The 19,691-nt window shown below is 47.6% G+C and carries 18 protein-coding genes; 7 read left to right on the forward strand and 11 right to left on the reverse strand.

Going from position 1 to position 19,691, the window contains the following annotated elements:
* The first annotated feature begins 40 nt into the window (after positions 1–40).
* The gene (locus RA156_RS14860; RefSeq protein WP_306641217.1) at positions 41–2,485 is read left to right on the forward strand and encodes a T9SS type A sorting domain-containing protein; all 2,445 of its coding nucleotides are present in this window, start codon (positions 41–43) and stop codon (positions 2,483–2,485) included.
* A gap of 12 nt (positions 2,486–2,497) precedes the next feature.
* On the opposite strand, the gene RA156_RS14865 is transcribed toward RA156_RS14860, so the two are convergent.
* The 4 genes from RA156_RS14865 to panC all read right to left on the reverse strand — a co-directional run bounded on the left by RA156_RS14865 (position 2,498) and on the right by panC (position 6,182).
* A complete protein-coding gene (locus tag RA156_RS14865) occupies positions 2,498–3,538 on the reverse strand; it encodes a DUF4837 family protein (RefSeq protein WP_306641218.1) in 1,041 nt (346 codons plus the stop codon).
* Positions 3,535–4,965: a lytic transglycosylase domain-containing protein gene (locus tag RA156_RS14870; RefSeq protein WP_306641220.1), complete on the reverse strand. Its 1,431-nt coding sequence runs from the start codon at positions 4,963–4,965 to the stop codon at positions 3,535–3,537. Before RA156_RS14870 ends, RA156_RS14865 begins: the two co-directional genes overlap by 4 nt.
* A 103-nt stretch (positions 4,966–5,068) precedes the next feature.
* A complete protein-coding gene (gene tatA / locus RA156_RS14875) occupies positions 5,069–5,245 on the reverse strand; it encodes a twin-arginine translocase TatA/TatE family subunit (RefSeq protein WP_306641222.1) in 177 nt (58 codons plus the stop codon).
* A 97-nt stretch (positions 5,246–5,342) separates the two neighbouring features.
* Positions 5,343–6,182, reverse strand: a complete 840-nt coding sequence (gene panC / locus RA156_RS14880; protein ID WP_306641224.1) for a pantoate--beta-alanine ligase — start codon at positions 6,180–6,182, stop codon at positions 5,343–5,345.
* Positions 6,183–6,293: 111 nt separating this feature from the next.
* Between panC and RA156_RS14885 the strand changes: the two genes are divergently transcribed.
* From RA156_RS14885 to RA156_RS14910, 6 genes are all read left to right on the forward strand, one after another.
* Positions 6,294–7,124, forward strand: coding sequence for a glycogen/starch synthase (locus RA156_RS14885; RefSeq protein ID WP_306641227.1), 831 nt, complete (start codon positions 6,294–6,296; stop codon positions 7,122–7,124).
* Between the two features lie 61 nt (positions 7,125–7,185).
* On the forward strand, positions 7,186–8,442 hold the full coding sequence (locus RA156_RS14890; protein ID WP_306641228.1) for a DUF4270 family protein: 1,257 nt from the start codon (positions 7,186–7,188) through the stop codon (positions 8,440–8,442).
* 127 nt (positions 8,443–8,569) lie between these two features.
* Positions 8,570–10,414 carry a glutamine--fructose-6-phosphate transaminase (isomerizing) gene (glmS, locus tag RA156_RS14895; RefSeq protein WP_306641230.1) on the forward strand — a complete coding sequence of 615 codons (1,845 nt, stop codon included), beginning with the start codon at positions 8,570–8,572 and terminating at the stop codon, positions 10,412–10,414.
* Between the two features lie 192 nt (positions 10,415–10,606).
* Positions 10,607–11,377: a hypothetical protein gene (locus RA156_RS14900; RefSeq protein WP_306641231.1), complete on the forward strand. Its 771-nt coding sequence runs from the start codon at positions 10,607–10,609 to the stop codon at positions 11,375–11,377.
* Positions 11,378–11,390: 13 nt separating this feature from the next.
* The gene (locus RA156_RS14905) at positions 11,391–12,239 is read left to right on the forward strand and encodes a hypothetical protein (protein WP_306641232.1); all 849 of its coding nucleotides are present in this window, start codon (positions 11,391–11,393) and stop codon (positions 12,237–12,239) included.
* Between the two features lie 73 nt (positions 12,240–12,312).
* Entirely contained in the window at positions 12,313–13,059 is a 747-nt protein-coding gene (locus RA156_RS14910; RefSeq protein ID WP_306641233.1) for a cyclase family protein, read from the forward strand.
* Here the strand turns inward: RA156_RS14910 and RA156_RS14915 are convergent.
* The 7 genes from RA156_RS14915 to atpB form a co-directional block, all read right to left on the reverse strand.
* Positions 13,035–14,513, reverse strand: a complete 1,479-nt coding sequence (locus RA156_RS14915) for a sensor histidine kinase (RefSeq protein WP_306641234.1) — start codon at positions 14,511–14,513, stop codon at positions 13,035–13,037. The genes RA156_RS14910 and RA156_RS14915 overlap by 25 nt on opposite strands.
* A 155-nt stretch (positions 14,514–14,668) precedes the next feature.
* The gene (atpG, locus tag RA156_RS14920) at positions 14,669–15,547 is read right to left on the reverse strand and encodes an ATP synthase F1 subunit gamma (RefSeq protein ID WP_306641235.1); all 879 of its coding nucleotides are present in this window, start codon (positions 15,545–15,547) and stop codon (positions 14,669–14,671) included.
* Between the two features lie 2 nt (positions 15,548–15,549).
* Entirely contained in the window at positions 15,550–17,127 is a 1,578-nt protein-coding gene (atpA, locus tag RA156_RS14925) for a F0F1 ATP synthase subunit alpha (protein WP_306641236.1), read from the reverse strand.
* 42 nt (positions 17,128–17,169) lie between these two features.
* A complete protein-coding gene (atpH, locus tag RA156_RS14930) occupies positions 17,170–17,730 on the reverse strand; it encodes an ATP synthase F1 subunit delta (protein WP_306641237.1) in 561 nt (186 codons plus the stop codon).
* Between the two features lie 5 nt (positions 17,731–17,735).
* Positions 17,736–18,233, reverse strand: a complete 498-nt coding sequence (locus RA156_RS14935) for a F0F1 ATP synthase subunit B (protein WP_306641238.1) — start codon at positions 18,231–18,233, stop codon at positions 17,736–17,738.
* Between the two features lie 22 nt (positions 18,234–18,255).
* Entirely contained in the window at positions 18,256–18,501 is a 246-nt protein-coding gene (gene atpE / locus RA156_RS14940) for an ATP synthase F0 subunit C (RefSeq protein WP_306641239.1), read from the reverse strand.
* 18 nt (positions 18,502–18,519) lie between these two features.
* Positions 18,520–19,674: a F0F1 ATP synthase subunit A gene (gene atpB, locus RA156_RS14945; RefSeq protein WP_306641240.1), complete on the reverse strand. Its 1,155-nt coding sequence runs from the start codon at positions 19,672–19,674 to the stop codon at positions 18,520–18,522.
* Positions 19,675–19,691: the final 17 nt, after the last annotated feature.

Here is a 19,691-nt window from a genome sequence, read left to right on the forward strand (position 1 = left end):
TGACAGTCAACCTACTGCCGTTTTTGGCTACTTTTAGCTCATGACCAGATCATTGCTACTCCTTGCGCTCGTGTTGCTATCCGTTTCCGCGCTAGCGCAAAAAGAATACTTCGGATGTCACAATTACCGAAACCGGGTGATGCCCGAAAGCAAGAAACTCACGCATGCGCAACAAAAAGCGTTGCAGACGAGCATCTTGCGAAGCGACACCATCGATATTCAGCATTATGACATTTTCATTGACGTTACTGATTACGGTGGCGGAGTGATTGATGCGGCCACTACGATCACCTACTCACCGATTGAGCCAGACCGCGAGAGCATTATTCTTGACCTCTTTCAGCTGCAGGTTGATAGTGTTGTAGACGCCACTGGTCAGCTCACCTATACCCACGATGGTGAGTTCCTTCAGGTCTACTTTGACGAGTCTCCTGAAGTTGGTGAGACCTACGATATGACGGTTTACTACCAAGGAGATCCACATCAAGATCCGGGATGGGGTGGATTCTACTTCCAAAGCTTCTACATCTACAATCTTGGTATTGGCTTGACTACTGTTCCGCCAAACTTTGGAAAGGTGTGGTACCCTTGTTTTGACACCTTCCTTGAGCGCGCTTCATACACATACCGCGTGCGTTCTGCGAATGGAATGGTGGCAAGCTGTCAAGGAGATTTGGTTGAGGAAATCATTGAAGAAGGAGACACCTTGACGCGTGTTTTTGAATTCCCGGGACCTATCCCAACTTACCTTTCTGCTATCGCTGTCGCGGAATACGAGACGACCTCTTTTGTACACGAAGGCGTTTACGGAGACGTAGACGTTACCCTGACAAGTAAGCCGGAGCATCAAGGAGCGATGAATAATACCTTCCAGGAGGTTGGAATTGCCATTGATGCCTGTGAATACTGGTGGGGACCAAACCCATGGTCACGCGTTGGATACGTTTACACCACAGACGGTGCCTTGGAGATTCCGACGAACATTGCCTACCCTCAATTCATGGCCAATGAGAGCCTGAATAGTAATGCTGAGCTCTTCACGCATGAGCTCGGTCACTACTGGTGGGGTGATGTGATCACGATGATCGAGCACAACCACATGTGGATTAAAGAAGGACCGGCAGAATACTCTTCTCAACTCTTCTTCGAATGGCGTGATGGTTGGGAAGAATTTACCGACGTAGTGAAAGACAACCAGCTCTTCGTTTTGGAAGAATGTCACGTGCAAGACAATGGTTTTCATGCCATGTCTCCGATGCCAGATGAAGAGATTTACGGACGAACGACTTACCAAAAAGGAGCTTCTGTACTTCACAATTTGCGTGCTTATCTCGGCGACGAACTCTTCCGTGATGGAATGATGACGATGCAAGAGAGCATGCCTTATTCGAATGTCAATGCCGCTGAATTCCGTGATTCTCTGAGCATGTACACAGGGTATGACTTGACCGACTTCTTCGATGATCAAATCTTCAACCCTGGGTTCAGCGTGTTCGTTCTTGACTCTGTATCAAGTACTGACAACGGAAGTGGCTACACCCACACGTTGTACCTCCAACAGAAACTTCGTGAGTGTCCTGATTTCTACGATAACGTACCGCTTGAGGTGAGCGCCATTGGTGCTGACTGGAGCAAAGAGAACTTCATGGTAAACGCTACTGGACAGTACTCAACGGCAACAATTGAAACCGATGAGATGCCGGCATTGATTGAACTCAACACCAATGGCCGTCTGAACCAGTCGCGTTTGGATACTGAATTTGTTATCGATGACACCTCGTCTCCGCTCAATCGTCCATTCGTTGACTTCCGCTTGGGCACAAATGAGATCAATGAAGGCGATTCAGCATGGGTGCGCGTAGAGCACATCTGGGCAGGCCCTGACAATGACAACCTCATGCCTTACATCTACGAGATCTCTTCAACACACTTCTGGAAAGTGAGTGGAATCTTCCCTGAAGGCATTGAAATGGATGGGCGCCTGACATACGCAGGAGACGATCCTATCGAAGACCTTGACAATGACCTTTACGGTGTCAACGAAAACGATGCGATGCTTGTTTGGCGCCCTGATGCCTACTCTCCATGGATGAAGTATCCTGACTATGAGTGGCAAGGCGGTAACCTGAACAATGGCGCAGGTCAGTTCGTGATTGAGCCGCTGCTTCCTGGTCAGTATGCCTTTGCTAATGGTGATGTTGCTGCTGCTATCGCTAGCGCGGAAGCGGTGACTCCTAAGATTTACCCGAACCCAAGTAACGGTGTTATCCAGCTGGAGCTGCCTGAAGCGCTTCAACAAAGTGCGTTAATCACTGTCAACATCATTGACATGAATGGCCGAACAGTCATGAACACCACACTTCCTTCAGGAATTGTGCGTCACCAATTAGACCTGAGCACCCTGTCTCAAGGTTCTTACTTGGTACAATTACTTGATCAGGGAACGATCGTTAGTACGTCTCGTATTGAATTGTTGAACCGATAAGGGCCGCCGCTGTTAAGCTCCGGCTCCTTTCAGGGTCAGCGTTTTCACGATGGCCTCTACTTCGCGAATGTACTCGCGCTTGTCGAAGTACGGAGCGTAAGCATAGCCATCTACGGAAACGATGCGCTGGTTGGCTTCATCATAGAAGGTTAGCATGTAGTATGGCCCTCCCATGAAGTCATTCTGCATCTTCCATAGTCCGCGAACTTCAGAGGCAAACATGCCCTTGAACACCACTTCTTCGTAAGTCGGAACGAGGTGCATTTCATTGGCCATGTAGCTTCCGTCTGTCGGACCAGGCACGTACTTGCGGAGCATCTCTTGCCGCTTTTCAAGCAGCCAGTTCATGCTAAATACTGAGTCGGTTGTATACGGGTAGGTATAAACGAAGACACCTTCTTTGATGTCGTGATTGTTCCCCCCTTTCATACGTGTCATTTCACGCTGTAACCAGAGAAACTCCAAGCGTTCATCGTTGGTGTCAACAATTTCAGCGACCACGAACATGTCACGCGGAATATCTAGGGTTAACCCGTATTTCTCCATCAAGTCAGCGTTGAGGGCTTCGTTGTCAAAGGCACGCACATTCGCTGCCAAACGATCCACTTCTTCTTTGTGAAGGATACTTAGGATTTCATTCCCTCGAGCGGTGATGGCGTCGGCTAGCTCTTGCTGAGACTTTCCTCTTGCTTCGATATAGATCTGACCGCTTGAATAGCGGTTACGGGCGAATTCAACTTTGGGGATGGTTTGCTCCACCGACTGACCTACTTCGATGTAGATAATGTTACGGTGAGGCTTCCAGAATTTGTCAAAGTCTCTAGGGTCGAGGTTGACAAGGTCAAAATGACTTTCGGCTTGAGGTAGAACAGGGTATGGTTGGTCAACAACCTCGCGGATAGCAGCGCCCACTGGGCCATTCCATACATTTTCAGAGGCAACAACAAGAAGTTCTCCTGCCGGACCAACTTTGCCCGGAAGGACGGGTGCTTCACCGCTTTGACTGCATGCTAGCAGAACGGAGAACATCCCCAAGAATAGTAGCTTTTTCATAGACTGATCTTTTCAATTTTGATCTTTTGTCCTTGCTTCAAATCCTTGGCGTTCAGCCCTTTGTTGAGTCGTTGTATTTGCTCGACCGAAACACCATCATATAATTTGGCAATATCCCACAAGGTATCACCTTTTCGAACAGTATGATAGCGATAGTCTGAGTCTTGCGTAGTTTCAGGTTTCGGAGTACGCTTTTCAGTTTTGTTAACGGAAGAACTACTCTTTTTCTTGTCCTTCTTATCAGTGTAGATGTAAAGTTTCTGTCCGGCTCTGATCATCGAGCCGCGAATATTGTTCCACGCTTTAAGCTGTGAAACCGTTACGCCATGGCGCTGAGCAATGCTTCCCAGCACATCTCCCGAGCGTACGTAGTATACGACCGGCTCGTCTTGAACCACGATTTCCGGTTCCTCGTCTTTCTTATAGTTGTAGATACTATCAGCTACCGCTAGGAAATCAGAAGCTGTTCCATAGGGTAATCGAATGGCGTAATCACTGTCTTTCGGGATCACTCCTTTTCGATACGTAGGGTTGTACCAGCTGAGCGCTTCCTGATCAATGTCGAGGAAGGCCTCAATCTGATCGAAACGCAATTGATCACTTACTTGGATCGTATCCGTTTCTAGCCAACTGCACGTCGCTTCCGCTGGGTAAATGTTATACTCCTCATGGAAGTTCATGAGGTAGACCACGGCAATAAAGGCGGGCACATAGCCACGTGTTTCTCGAGGTAGGTATGGTCTTACTTCCCAATACGTGGTTTTCCCTCCTGACCTTCGAATGGCTTTGTTGACGTTCCCTGGACCGGCATTGTAAGCTGCCAGCGCAAGGTTCCAATCGCCGTACAAGCCGTGAAGCTTGTGCAGGTATCTGCACGCAGCTTCGGTGCTTTTCACCGGATCCATGCGCTCATCAACGTAAGAGTTGACTTGAAGGTCGTAGGCACGTCCGGTCTGGTACATAAACTGCCACAACCCTGTAGCACCCACACGTGAACGGGCTCTTGGGTTGAGCGCAGACTCAACAATCGGAAGGTGCTTTAACTCCAATGGAACATCAGCAGCATCCAGTTTTTCTTCGAACAATGGGAAGTAATAGCCCGACATGCCAAGCATTCTTCCGAGCTGTTTGTTCCGTCGAGAGTAATAGAAGCTGATATAATCGAGAACGGTTTCGTTCCCTTTAAGATTCATCGGGGTTTGTGCGTCGAGCAAGTCAAGACGTTGCAATACCAATGCGGTATCAATCGAAGGAAGCTCACCTTCTTCAAAGTCGTAGACGTTCCAAAAGGAGGTGTCCGTACTTAGACAGAATTGCTCTTGAAATGATTGTTGCCAGATCGAATCGATCTCGCTGAGGTACAGGCCGCTCAATAACTGGGCGTCTGAAACAGGGGCTTCTACTTGGGTAGAATCCTGTGCTGTCATGCCCAGATGAATCAGGGCAAAAAGAATCATGAAGTTAACTCGGCGCACAATGTCACTTTAATTAACCTACGCAGAAATATGCTGATTGTTTTATGGAGAGACCTTAGTCTTCGATGCGTTCGCCTTTCGATGACTTTTCGTCATCTGCCTGTGTAGCGTCTTTGAATTCTTTGACACCACGTCCGAGGCCGCGCATGAGTTCAGGAATCTTACGTCCTCCGAACAAAAGCAGGATCACTGCTACGATTAGTACGATTTGCCAAGGGCCAATGCTTCCCATAATGGATTTTTTTGGAGGTTCTCTGCTAGAGCGTCTGCTCTAACACTCGCGTTAGGACAAAGGTATATAAACGCTACGGATGTGTCGCGTTTTTCGACTAATTCAGCGCCATATTATCGATGAGGCGCACACCATCAACCCATGCGGCTACCAAAGCGCGCACTTCACGTGACCAATCGGAGGCTTCTTGAAAGTCATCGGCGTACACTACAGACAGGTATTCGAGCTCCACTCCGGGCTGCTGTTCCAGATGGCGCTGTCCCCAATGCTGTACCATTTGCGGATCCACTTTCGTTGCGCGTTCCGCCATCTCTTTTAAGGTTCGGTAGATCGCTAGCGCATTTTGCCTGCCTTGCGGCGAAAGGCGCACATTGCGAGAACTCATGGCCAACCCATCCGTGTCTCTAATAAGTGTGCAAGGCATAATCTCTGTTGGGATCTGTTCTCTACGCACCAATTCGCGAATGATGGCTAATTGCTGAAAGTCTTTCTCTCCGAAATAGGCTTTGTCTGCTTGAATCGCATCCAATAAAAGGCGAACGATGGTTACCACCCCGTCGAAATGGCCTGGTCGCTCAGCCCCTTCGAGTGTTTCGGTCAAGAAACCATAATCAGCGCGAAGGCTTTCGACCTTGTCACCGTATATATCGTTCACACCTGGGGCAAAAATAGCATCGCAACCGTAGCGTTTTGCCAGTTCAATATCGGCAGAAAGTGTGCGCGGATAAGCTTCTAAATCGTTCGATCTATCGAATTGAGTAGGGTTTACGAAGATGCTACACACACAAATTTCGTTCTCTTTTGCGGCCCGTTCAATCAAGCTGCCATGCCCCGCGTGAAGCGCTCCCATTGTGGGAACATAACCCACTGATCCTGCGCTGGTAAAGACTTTGCTTCGCAGCGCTTTCCATTCGTCTGGATGTGTGAAAAGGATCATAGAAAATGGGGTGGTTTAGTTACGGCAAAACGGCCAAAGCTAATAGATTCATTTGAATTTGGGCCTTATTTTTCGTAATTTTGCAGACAATCCTGACAAATTCAATTCCTGATGAGTAAAGCCAGAATCCTATACGTTTCTCAAGAAATACAACCTTTCTGTCCAGAAACAATTATCTCAAGGATTAGCAGGCATCTCCCACAGGGCGCACACGAGAAAGATAAAGAGATCAGAGTGTTCATGCCTCGTTACGGTAAGATCAACGAGCGCAGACACCAACTTCACGAAGTGATCCGTCTTTCTGGAATGAACCTTATCATCGACGATACGGATCATCCTCTAATCATTAAAGTCGCATCTATCCCTAGTGCGCGTATGCAAGTTTACTTCATTGATAATGAAGAATTCTTCAAGCGCAAAGCGTATGTAACGCAAGAAGATGGCGAAATGTTTGAAGATGCCGATGAACGCTCGATGTTCTTTGTGCGCGGCGTGTTGGAGACAGTGAAAAAGCTAGGCTGGGTCCCTGATGTGATCCATAGCCACGGCTGGATGTCTGCACCTTTAGGTATGTACGTAAAAGAAGTCTACAAAAACGACGCACATTTCTCTAACTCTAAACTTGTCTACAGCATCTACGAAGATGGTTTCGAAGGCGTGTTGAACGAGAATTTCAGCAAGAAATTAGTTCAAGACGGAGTTTCAGAAGCAGCGGCAGAGATCGTTAAAGAGCCAACATTTGTTAATCTTAACAAGCTGGCTGTCCACTATTCTGATGCTGTAATCGTTAATGGTGAGAATATTGATTCAGAATTGCGCACCTTTGTCGACAATTCTGATAGCGTATCTATCACTTGTGACAATGAAGACAACATCGTTGCTGAAGCGACTACACTTTATGATACTATCCTTGAGGGAAAGCCGGCACTCGTTGAAGAGTGATCAACGGCCATTAAATCATATTGTTGAGAAGCGGCCTATTTGGGCCGCTCTCTTTTTGTTCATGCTTTTCGCCATCGCAGGATGCGATAAACCTGAACAAGAACTAGGTCTGGGCATCCAACCCGATGATGACCTATTGACGGCATTCCAAACAGACACCACAACCATTGAGTGTTTCACCATCCGTGAAGACTCCTTGGCAACGGATGAACTTTCGCAGTCATTGCTTGGAAACTACTTCGATCCATTCACTGGAATTACACGTACCTCGATCTACACTCAGCTCCGACTCGGAACTCCTGATCAAGACTTTGGTTCCAACCCTGTTGCTGATTCCATCGTGCTCGCTATGCGATACACAGGGGAATCATACGGGTCACTCCAAGATCAATTCTTCGAAGTATACCGCCTCACAGAAGACTTGTACATCGATTCAACCTACTATTCGAACGATGACTTCGCTTTCGATTTTGACAACCTCGTTGAAATCGGACAAGAAACACAAGGCTTCAATCTTTCAGACAAGCTCTTCTTTGAAGAAGATTCAGCGAACCCTCAGTTGCGCCTTCCGCTAGACCTTGCCTTTGGAGAGGAGCTCATGAACGCAGGTGCTGAGATCTACGACACCAACGAGAATTGGTTGGAATACTTCAAAGGAATCTACGTTCGCTCCTCAAGCGGAGGTGGCGGAGTGGTGAATCTAGACCTTGTAGACAGTGAGTCTGCTGTGCGTCTATATTACCACAACGACGATGACACGCTGTTCTACGACTACGTGATCAACACGTCTTGTGCCCGAGTGAACCGCTTTGAACATAGCTTCACTGGAGACTTGATGCCACTGAACAACTTTGGCGAAGCTCCTGCCAACCAAGTAGGTTATGTGCAAGCTGCAGCTGTCTGTAAAACGCGCATTGAGTTCCCATACATTGATGATTACAACGAGTTCGAACAACGCACAATTAACAAAGCAGAGCTAATCATTCCTGTTTCTCAGGAGTTTGATGAGCGTTTGCCTTTCCAATCTGCTTTGTTCCTGTTGACCGAGGATGAAGACGGTGACGCCGTAGGTCTTCCAGGTCAGCTCTCAACAGTTGTCGACATCGGCGGTAGCTACAATTCAAGCACGAATGAATACCGATTCAACATTTCACGTTGGTTCCAAGAGTACCTCAATGGTAACCAAGCGGTGAACTTCATGAACTTGGTGTCAAATAACGCCGGTATCTCTGTACGTCGCGTTGGAGCCAATGGACCTGAGGCTGATCCAGAGGATTCATCGAACAATATGAGGTTGATTCTGACCTTCACTGACTGATCTAATATCAGATAACATCTTACGCATAGCTTGTCGTTGATTACGCAAACTTGCAATGGCCAAGCTCGAAGGCATTTTTGTATACCTTCGTAATGGTCTATGATGATCCTAAAACTGTAGAACACCTATGTGTGGAATTGTCGCTTATCTCGGAGACGAGAATGCATACCCTGTACTTATCAAAGGGTTAAAGAGACTGGAATACCGTGGCTATGATAGCGCGGGTGTTGCCATCCTTAAAGAAAACGACATTGCGCTTCACAAGTGCAAAGGAAAAGTGAGTGATCTTGAAGCACACATCGGTGACGCTTCAACCGACGGAACAGTAGGAATCGGTCACACCCGTTGGGCAACTCACGGGCCTCCGAACGACATCAATGCTCACCCTCACGTTTCAGGAGATGGAGAACTCGCCATCATTCACAATGGAATCATTGAGAATTACAGCACCCTAAAGGAAGAGTTAATCAACCGCGGACACAAGTTCGAGAGTGATACAGATACTGAAGTGTTGGCCCACTTAATTGAAGAAGTGCGCAGCAACACAGACGTTGATCTTTTTGAAGCTGTCCGTATTTCATTGAATGAAGTCGTTGGTGCTTACGCCATCGTTGTGATGGACCGCAACAATCCAAACCAATTGATCGCGGCGAAGAAATCGAGCCCATTGGTGATTGGAATTGGAGAAGACGGAACATACTATGTAGGTTCTGATGCGACACCAATCGTTGAATACACGAAAAACGTTGTCTACCTCGAGGATGAAGAGATTGCTTTGATGGACCGTCAAACAGGTCTGAAGATCAAGACAATCCAAAACCGCGAGAAGACTCCATACATCCAAGAACTAGAACTTCACCTTGAAGCTCTAGAGAAGGGTGGATACGATTACTTTATGTTGAAGGAAATCTACGAGCAGCCGCGTTCTATCCGTGATTGCTTCCGTGGACGAATGAACCTTCAGAAAGGAATGATTCGCTTGTCGGGTATCGAAAATTTCGAAGACAAGTGGACGAATGCCAAGCGCATCCTGATTGTGGCTTGTGGTACTTCATGGCACGCCGGCCTTGTAGCTGAGTACCTCTTCGAAGACCTCGCACGCATTCCTGTAGAAGTAGAATATGCTTCCGAGTTCCGTTACCGAAACCCAATCATCAACGAAGATGACATCGTCATTGCGATTAGTCAGAGTGGTGAAACAGCCGATACCTTGGCTGCCATTAAGATGGCTAAGAAAAAAGGGGCACACATCTTCGGTGTGTGTAATGTGGTAGGGTCTACCATCTCAAGAGAAACTGACAGCGGTTGCTACACGCACGCTGGACCAGAAATCGGGGTGGCATCTACGAAAGCATTCACCGCTCAAGTAACCGTGTTGACTTTGATGGCACTGACCGTAGCCCAAAAGCGCGGTACGATCAGCCCAGAGCGTCTGCACCGTCTGATTGCCGAGATCAACTCATTGCCAGACAAAATTGAGCAGACCTTGGCGTCAAACGATCAAATCGAATTCATTTCTGAGATCTACAAAGACGCGAGCAACGCCCTATACCTGGGTCGTGGATTCACCTTCCCTGTTGCGCTTGAAGGGGCATTGAAGCTAAAAGAGATCAGCTACATCCACGCCGAGGGATACCCTGCGGCTGAGATGAAGCACGGGCCGATTGCCTTGATTGACGAGGAGATGCCAGTATTCGTGATCGCTACGCAAGGACAGAGCTACGAAAAAGTAGTCAGCAACATCCAAGAGGTAAAAGCGAGAAAAGGAAAGATTATCGCCATCGTTACGATTGGGGATACTGAAGTGAAGAAACTCGCTGATCACGTGATTGAGATTCCAAAGACCGATGATGTACTGGTACCGCTGGTTTCAGTAGTTCCACTGCAGTTGTTGAGCTACCACATCGCGGTAATGCGTGGGTGTAATGTTGACCAGCCGCGTAACCTTGCGAAATCAGTAACCGTAGAGTGATTCTTGTCAGAAAAAGTGTAAGACTCGACAAAAGGCTTACATTTGGCACCAGCGCTAACTGTCTGAACTAGGGTAAATATGCCCCTGTATCAAACGGGAAGTGTTGAAAACGAAGATATTTACCAAAATCTAGAAGCTAAATCTTTCCGTCCTTGCACGATGGAAACGAGTATTACTAAATTTTCAACCATCATGAAAAAAGTAGTCTTTTTTATTGCGGCAGCGCTACTCTGCCTCGCTGGTACAAATGAAGTACAAGCACAGAAACAGATCGGAGGCGACAAGAACGTCGAGTTCCAATTCTCTCCACTAGGAGGTAACCCGATCGGAATCAACGGTATCCGTCTACGTCTCTTCAACTCTGAGTCGTCTGCGATCCGTGTTAACGTATTTGTTGGATCATCAACAGACAAAACTGTAAACACTGAAGAAGGTGCGATCAGTACTGAGGATCCAGTGAGCCCAATCCTTTTCGATTACGCTCGCATGTTTGATCTTACTATCCGTCCAGGATACGAGATGCACTTCGACGGAACTGACCGTCTATCTCCTTACGTAGGTGCTGAGATTGATTTCGGTATCGGTAACGTATCTAGCGAGTCTGAGTACTGGGGGCCAAATGACATCGACGATGCAGGTGAGCTTGAGCAGTACATCGTATGGACTGAAACTCAGAAGCAATCATACACGCGTTTTGGACTAAACCTTCTATGTGGTTTTGACTTCTACTTCGCAGACAATGTGTATCTTGGAGCTGAGATGGGCTTTGGATTCAGCAACACAAGCTGGGCTGACGAAGAGCTAGAAGTTTCTGACCAGGTTGCTTACAACCTATTGAACGGAAACGATTCTGACGAAGATCTTCCTGCAGCTGGTGCTGGAGACCTTTCAGATCAGTCTAATAGCTTCGCAGTTGGTCCTAACGTGAACGGACAGATCCGTCTCGGTTTCTTGATCAACTAATAGAACTATTAAAATGAAACTGTTTACCAAACTTGGTTTTTTCGCGCTCGCAGTAGGTGCTATGATCTTGACTTCATGTTCGAAGCAAGAAGAAAGCAACAACTTCGAGTACCAGACTCAAACAACTATTGAGCAACAGCGTGCTGCTGAACAGCTCATGGGTCAAATCTCTGAACTAGGGGTTTGGAATGAGGAGCGTGGCCAGTTGTACAAATTCAACTTGCAAACGCGTGAATTCAGCTTTGCTGACCCTAACGACGGATGGAACTTCTCTAACTCAGAAGGTCCTGTGTTCATTGAGAACCCTGAAGGTGGCGGCATCCTGATTATCCCTTCATTCTCTTTTGGGTCTAACACAGGAGGAACCGTAGTAGCTGGTAACAGTGCCCTTGACATCACTTACACGTTCTGCTTCTCTGCTTCTGACGAAGCGCTTGGCCTTGATCTATTCGATTACGGCGGCAACTTCGACGGAATCTCTATGGTACTTGGTATCGCCGGAGACTTCGAAGCACTAGCAGACGGAAATGTTGATGAAGATTCTGACTTCACAGATTTCTTCCAAGGATTCTGCCTCTACTTCGTTTACGATAACGAAGCGCAAGGCTCTTACGAGATCCTTGACTGGTTCGATAACCTAGAAGACGACTTGGATAATCTTGATGAAAAAGGTTTCGGGTACTTGATCGACTTTGTAAACTTCAGCGTGTACTTCACTTCTGATGGTACACTTGATGTAAGCGGTGGTCAGATCAACTTTACCGGTGAATACTTCGGAATCCTTGAGATCCTTGATAACCTGGAAGACGATACTGTCGATTTCGACATCGTTCCTGGTTTCGGAGCCATGGGTTGTAGTTAAGCATTCCCTTACTCACAATATTCAAAAGCATCCTTCGGGGTGCTTTTGTCGTTTTACCCCCTATCTTTCCAGCATGCATGTGATCTTTCATCTCCTTGGTAAGCCCTATCGGGCGGAATTGAATAACGGCACTGATATCTCCATCCCCTTAGAATCAGGTGAAGGAAAAGTATCTGCTTGGTACGTACCCCCTATTTCGATCGAACCCGTTAAAGGTGACGGCTTCGTTGGTAGTGTGGCGCAGGGCGGAAGCGTCAATTTCAGAAACATCAGCTTTAATCCGCACGGTCACGGTACGCACACCGAATGCCTTGGTCACATCACAGAGACCCTGCATTCAGTCAACCAGAAAATCAAAGAGTACCACCTCGACGCTCAATTAATCACTGTGCACCCAACGAAGCACAACGATGATCTCGTCATCGAGGCCGATCAAATTCCTGATGGCGCCCTGCCTTCTGCGCTGATACTTCGAACGAGTCCGAATACAGCCTCTAAACTCACACAACAGTATAGTGACACCAATCCACCGTATTTGAGCTCAGAATGCGCTAAAAAGATTGTTTCGGCAGGTGTTCGTCATCTGTTGATTGACTTACCTAGTGTTGATCGTGAAGTAGATGGCGGCGAATTACGTGCGCACCACATCTTCTGGCAAATTGGTGCAGACGAAAGACATGACGCGAGCATTACAGAAATGGTCTATGTGCCAGATGAAATCCGCGATGGATATTACTTCATGAATCTGCAGTTCCCACCATTCGAGAATGACGCGAGCCCAAGTCGACCAATCATTTATCCTGCAGTACCGGCATCGTGAACCGGTAATTCAACCATGAAGGTACTTCCCTCTCCAGGGGTGGTCGTGAAACTGATGACACCTCCTGCTTGATCCACGATGTTATGCACCATCGCTAATCCAAGCCCCGTGCCGGTTGACTTGGTGGTGAAGTTCGGTTGGAAGATCTTCGACTGCATGTCTTCAGGAATACCCATTCCATCATCCTCAACCGTGGCAATGAGGAGGTCATCTTTCCGCGTAAGCGCCACCTTTACCTCACCCACTCTGTTCTCAGGAATGGCCTGAATGGCATTCTTGATCAAGTTGTTGAATACGCGCAGAATCTGATCACGATCGATGTATACAGAAGTGTCAACGTCTTTACCAGGGCCGCTGTAAATGACTCTTGCACTCGTCTCGTCGTGAAACAACTCAACACATCCGCTGATGGATTCATTGAGATCAACACGCTCCCGTTGCGCCTTGGGCATCTTTGCGAAGTCACTGAATTCGCTCGCGATATTGCTCAAGGCATCAATCTGCTCGATCATGGAATCTGCAAACTTCTTCAGCTTTGGTTCAAACTCAGGGTCATCGCTTTTGAACGACCGCTCCAAGTGTTGAACGCGCAGTTTCATTGGCGTCAATGGGTTCTTAATCTCATGGGCCACTTGCTTTGCCATTTCTCGCCATGCGCTTTCCCTTTCTGATTTGGCCAGTTCACTGGCCGAACGCTTGACTTCATCCAGCATCCGGTTATACTCGTTCACTAGAGCGCCAATCTCGTCGTTACTATCCCATGAAATGGCTTCGTTGCGTTGTTGGAGGTCAACATGGGCCATTCGTTTCCCAATCTTCTGTAGCGAAGAGGTGATGTAATTCGAAAGGAAATACGCCAACAACGCCGCCCCCATGAACAAACCAACGTAGATCTTCGTCAACTCGCGAAGGAAGGCGTTCAACTCGGCGCGGTCTACTTCACGCTTATCATAGCGCACGTTGGTCACCGCAATTGGACGATCATCGACGTCACGGAAATACCAGTAGGCCATGATGTAGGTTCCGTGATCGACATCTTTGGCCATTTCTGCACGGTCATTACCAGTGCTGAGCTGTTTTAAGATGGTGTAATCGATCTCTTGGGCAAAGCCAAGGGCATCGAAGTTGTTCTGGCTCGAACTGATCAGGAGACGACCTCTAAGGTCGTATAGGTTTATTGCGAGATTGTGGACGTCAGAGAGCTCGCAGATTTTATCTGTGAAGATGGTTGGTACCGAATCGGTAGCCATGTATCCATTTCCTTGCTGATCGAGGAAATAGCGCATGCTTTCCTGGATCGCCAACTCTTTGCGGCTCAGGCGCGAGAGGTTATACTCCTCCTCCTGCTGTTTGAAGTTAATGTACGCCGTGATTCCCGAAGCCACGAAGGCCAGGAGAATGATGGTTAGCATCGAGAAATAGATGCGCTGACGTAATGTGAGATGGATGCCCATATTCTATTTGGAAAGATACACGAAAGCGCCGGGCTCTCGTCATTTCTTACCAGCATCAAAAAACGTGCTAGGTTGAAAAAATTGAAGGTCCCGCAGAAAAACAAAAAGCCCCGCAAATGCGGGGCTTCTTTCCATCCTCAATAATGTCCACGTTATCAACCGTTGAGAGCTTCCGCTCCACCAACGATCTCGAGAATTTCATTTGTAATCGACGCCTGACGAGCTTTGTTGTAGGTCAACTTCAACTCTTTCAATAGGTCAGACGCGTTATCAGTCGCTTTGTGCATTGCCGTCATACGAGCTCCGTGCTCACTAGCATGACTATCCAGCAAGGCCTTGAACAGTTGGAGACGAATTGAGTTCGGGATGATGTTCTCAACGATCTCTTCTCTGTTTGGCTCGAAAATGTATTCGGTAGCGGCGCTTCCGCCTTCCTCTGCCTTCGCAACAACTGGTAGCATTTGCTCGGTAATCACATCCTGTACGGCTGCGTTCTTGAAGCTATTGTATACTACGACTACTCGGTCATACTTCGCGTCAGCGAATTGGCTCATTGCAATCGTTGCAATGTCTCCTGCATTTCCAAAAGTCAGGTCATCAAAGATCTCGTACGGAGTGTCTGAGTAACCATCTGTTGTGTGATGCGAAGTCTTGCTGAAAGTATCAGAAGCTTTCTTACCAAGTGAAAGTACGTGAACGTTCTTGCCGGCGTAATCTTCCGCAATCAGGCGTTTCACTTCTTTCACGATGTTGTTATTGAACGCTCCACATAGACCGCGGTTCGAAGTGATCGCAATAACGAGTACGTTGTTCACCTCACGTTCAACACTATATACACCTTCGCTGGAATCAAGGGTAGAGCTCACGTTCGCCAAGATCTCTTGCAGTTTCTCTGCGTAAGGGCGCATCTGAGTAATAGCATCTTGGGCACGACGAAGCTTCGCCGCAGACACCATTTTCATCGCCTGAGTAATCTGACGTGTTGATTGGACCGATGTGATCCTACTTCTTACCTCTTTGAGACCTCCAGCCATGCTTATGCATATTTCGAAGTAAGCTCCGCTGCTGCGTCACGTAGTACTTGCTGTACTTCATCCGTCAATTTACCAGACTTCAATACGTCTAGGCTATCACGGTGCTTGTTACGCATGTAAGAGAGGAACTCTACTTCAAATTCTTTCACCTTGTTAACTGGAACTTTCGATACAAGACCTTTTGTTCCTAGGTAGATGATCGCAATCTGCTCTTCTACCGTCATTGGCGAGTTCTGTGCTTGCTTAAGGATCTCTACGTTACGCGCACCTTTATCAAGTACTGCTTTCGTAGCGTCGTCAAGGTCAGAACCGAACTTCGCGAATGCTTCCAACTCGCGGTACTGAGCTTGGTCAAGCTTCAATGTACCCGCAACTTTCTTCATCGACTTAATCTGTGCCGACCCTCCTACACGTGATACCGAGATACCTACGTTAATCGCTGGACGTACACCTGATAGGAACAAGCTCGACTCAAGGAAGATCTGTCCGTCGGTAATAGAAATTACGTTTGTTGGAATGTAGGCAGAAACGTCACCTGCTTGTGTTTCAATGATTGGAAGGGCTGTCAAAGAACCTCCTCCTTTCACGATACCTTTCATTGACTCAGGAAGGTCGTTCATCTGAGCAGCAATCTCGTCAGAGTTAATCACCTTCGCTGCGCGCTCAAGAAGACGGCTGTGTAGGTAGAATACATCTCCTGGGTACGCCTCACGACCTGGAGGACGACGTAGAAGAAGTGATACCTCACGGTAAGCTACCGCCTGCTTAGAAAGATCATCATATACGATCAATGCTGGGTTACCAGTATCACGGAAGAACTCTCCAATCGCAGCACCTGTAAATGGTGCGTAGAACTGAAGCGGTGCAGGGTCAGATGCGTTCGCCGCAACAACTACTGTGTAGTCCATTGCTCCTGCGTCTTCCAACGTCTTCACGATTCCAGCTACTGTTGATCCTTTCTGACCTACGGCAACGTAGATACAGAATACAGGCTCACCGCGCTCGTAGAACTCACGCTGGTTGATGATCGTATCGATCGCAACCGTAGTTTTACCTGTCTGACGGTCACCAATGATCAACTCACGCTGACCACGGCCGATTGGAATCATCGCGTCAATCGCCTTGATACCTGTCTGTAGTGGCTCGTTTACTGGCTGACGGTAGATAACTCCCGGTGCTTTACGCTCGATCGGCATTTCGTAAAGGTCACCTTCGATAGGTCCTTTACCGTCGATCGGCTCACCAAGTGTATTTACAACACGACCAAGCATTCCTTTACCGGCGTTCACAGACGCGATCAAACCAGTACGTTTCACGCTTGATCCTTCTTTTAGGTTTCCTGAAGGACCTAGAAGTACGGCACCTACGTTATCTTCCTCAAGGTTAAGTACGATACCGCGAACTCCGTTCTCGAACTCGATAAGCTCACCAGACTGTACGTTTGACAGTCCGTAGATACGGGCAATACCATCACCTACCTGAAGAACCGTTCCTACTTCTTCAAGTTCTGCTTCTGACTTTACGCCAGAAAGTTGTTCTCTGAGGATCGCAGATACTTCTGCGGGTTTCAAATCAGCCATTGGATGACGTTTGTTTTGTCCCGAGTGTCGGGACTATTTCAATTATAGCGCTGCTTCGTACGAATCGTCGTCAAACTCGCGGTGGAGTTTTCTGAACTGACTAAGTACCGAAGCATCGATCATCTTGTCTTCGACCTTAAGAACGAATCCACCAACGATGGCTGGATCTACGCTCTCTTCGATCTCTACAGCTCCTCCCGAATTCAGCTTCGACACGATCACATTGATCTTGGCGCGCGCTTCTTCAGTCAGTGCAGTAGCAGTTATAACTTGTGCGGATAGAATGCCTTTACGCTTCTTCGTGAGCTCAAGGAAATGCGTTGCCACCTCAGCTAGCACCGCTTCACGACCTTTTGAGGTCATGATGCCGATGAATCCTGTAGTCATCTCAGTGATGTGAGATCCAAAAAGCGCTTTCAGGATGTTCTCCTTCTTATCGCCCTTTACAACTGGACTTAGCAACAACAGCTCAAGATCTCGAGACTCTTGGATCGTAGATGAGATAAGGCGCATGTCTTTTTCGACAGCGTCTACCTCGTTACGTTCCGTAGCGAGATCTAGAAGCGACTTGGCGTATCTATGTGCTACTTTCGGGTTACGCATTTCAATTAATTGAGGTCAGTTTCCTGAAGCAATTTGTCAACGAGCGCCTTTTGGCTATCGTCGCTCGAAAGGCTCTGACGAACTACTTTCTCAGCGATTTCCAGTGAAAGCATAGCTACGTGCTCCTTTAGGTCAGCAAGAGCAGCTGCTTTCTCTGTTTCGATAGCTTCGCGTGCGCTGTTCACCATTTTCTCAGCCTCTTCCTTGGCTTGGTTCTTCGCGTCAGCGATCATCGAGTCTTTCAACTCACGAGCTTCCTTCAAGATGTTGTCACGCTCAACACGTGCTTCCTGAAGCAACTTTTCGTTGTCAGACTTTAGATCTGCAATATCCTGACGAGCCTTCTCAGCCTCATTCAGTGATTCAGCGATCGATTCTTCACGTTCCTTTAGTCCTTTCAAGATCGGACCCCACGCCGCACGGCGAAGGATGATCAAGACAATGATGAAGGCAATTGAAGCCCAAACCATGGTGCCGAGACTCGGCGAGAGCAAAGCATCCATATCTTCTAAATGGGTTTCTTAATTATCCTAGAGCTACAAGGAGGCAAACGATCACTGCGAATAGTGCTACACCTTCTACAAGTGCCGCAGCAACGATCATGTTCGCACGGAGGTCACCAGTTGACTCAGGCTGACGAGCCATCGCTTCTAGTGCCGATCCACCGATACGACCGATACCAATACCTGCACCGATTACGGCTGCACCAGCTCCAAGGCCTGCAAGACCTTTGTTCATTAGAGTGTCGATAAGAACAGTTAGCAATTCCATTGTTCTTTATTTATTGGGTTAATGATGTGCTTCTTGAGTGGCATCTCCGAAGTAGAGTGCTGCCAGTAGGGTGAATACGTAAGCCTGAAGGAATGCTACTAGCAACTCCAGGAAGAACATAAACACCATAAAGGCAATTGCTCCTACTCCAACCCCTAGTCCAAGACCTGTGCTTGTCTGTCCGAAGATCACTACAAGACTCACGAACGCCAAGATGACGATGTGACCTGCACTGATGTTGGCAGTCAAACGGATCATAAGAACCGTTGGTTTAAGAAGAATACCTACAAATTCAATTGGGATAAGAATAAACTTAATCGGAAGCGGTACTCCCGGAGGCCATAGGATGTGGCCCCAGTAGTGCTTGTTTCCGTTAATCGTTGTGATGATGAACACGAATGCTGCAAGCACCAATGTCACACCCAACGTACCTGTGATGTTGAACCCGCCAAGGAATGGTACCAGACCAAGTAGGTTACACATCCAGATGAAGAAGAATACTGTCAATAGGAATGGCAAGAACTTGTCTGCCTTCTTCGCTCCTAGTGAAGGGATCGCCACCTCATCACGAATGAAGAGGATAAGTGGCTCCAATGCATTTTGCAATCCGGTTGGCGCTTGACCTGCGCGCTTCGTGTATGCCTTACCAACTGAACGGAAGACCAAGATCATGATCAACATGATCATCAACATACCGAATACTGACTTCGTAATCGAAAGGTCAAATGGCTGTGCTCCAATCACCGCGTGTGTGTCGTGATCGATTGGTGCGTAAGAACCATATGCATCCGCTTCCGCGTTAGCGTATAAAATCTTGTCGTGGTAATTCACTACGTACTGACCGTCTCCGATATCAACACGCTCTACTCCTTGATCATCGTGGTGGAAAGCAGAAGACATGAACATCTGCAATCCATTGTCTGTCCAAAGAATAACTGGGAGTGGAATACTTACTTCAGGAATACCCTCGGCATGGTCTCCGAAAAGGTGGATAGAGTGTGAATCAGCAATGTGGTGAATAATGTACTCACCTGCCTGGAACTCAGCCTTCTCAGCATGGTCATCACCGTGTCCTTCGCCAGAGCCTGACGCCAGCACAGAAGGTGCCACAAACATAGCCGCGGCTACGAGGATTAGGACTTGGAAAAAAGAAGAAATCTTATGAAGATTCATCGCCTTGGTTTATCAAC

Origin of the sequence: Sanyastnella coralliicola (assembly GCF_030845195.1) — a bacterium.
Taxonomy (GTDB): Bacteria; Bacteroidota; Bacteroidia; order Flavobacteriales_D; family Sanyastnellaceae; genus Sanyastnella; species Sanyastnella coralliicola.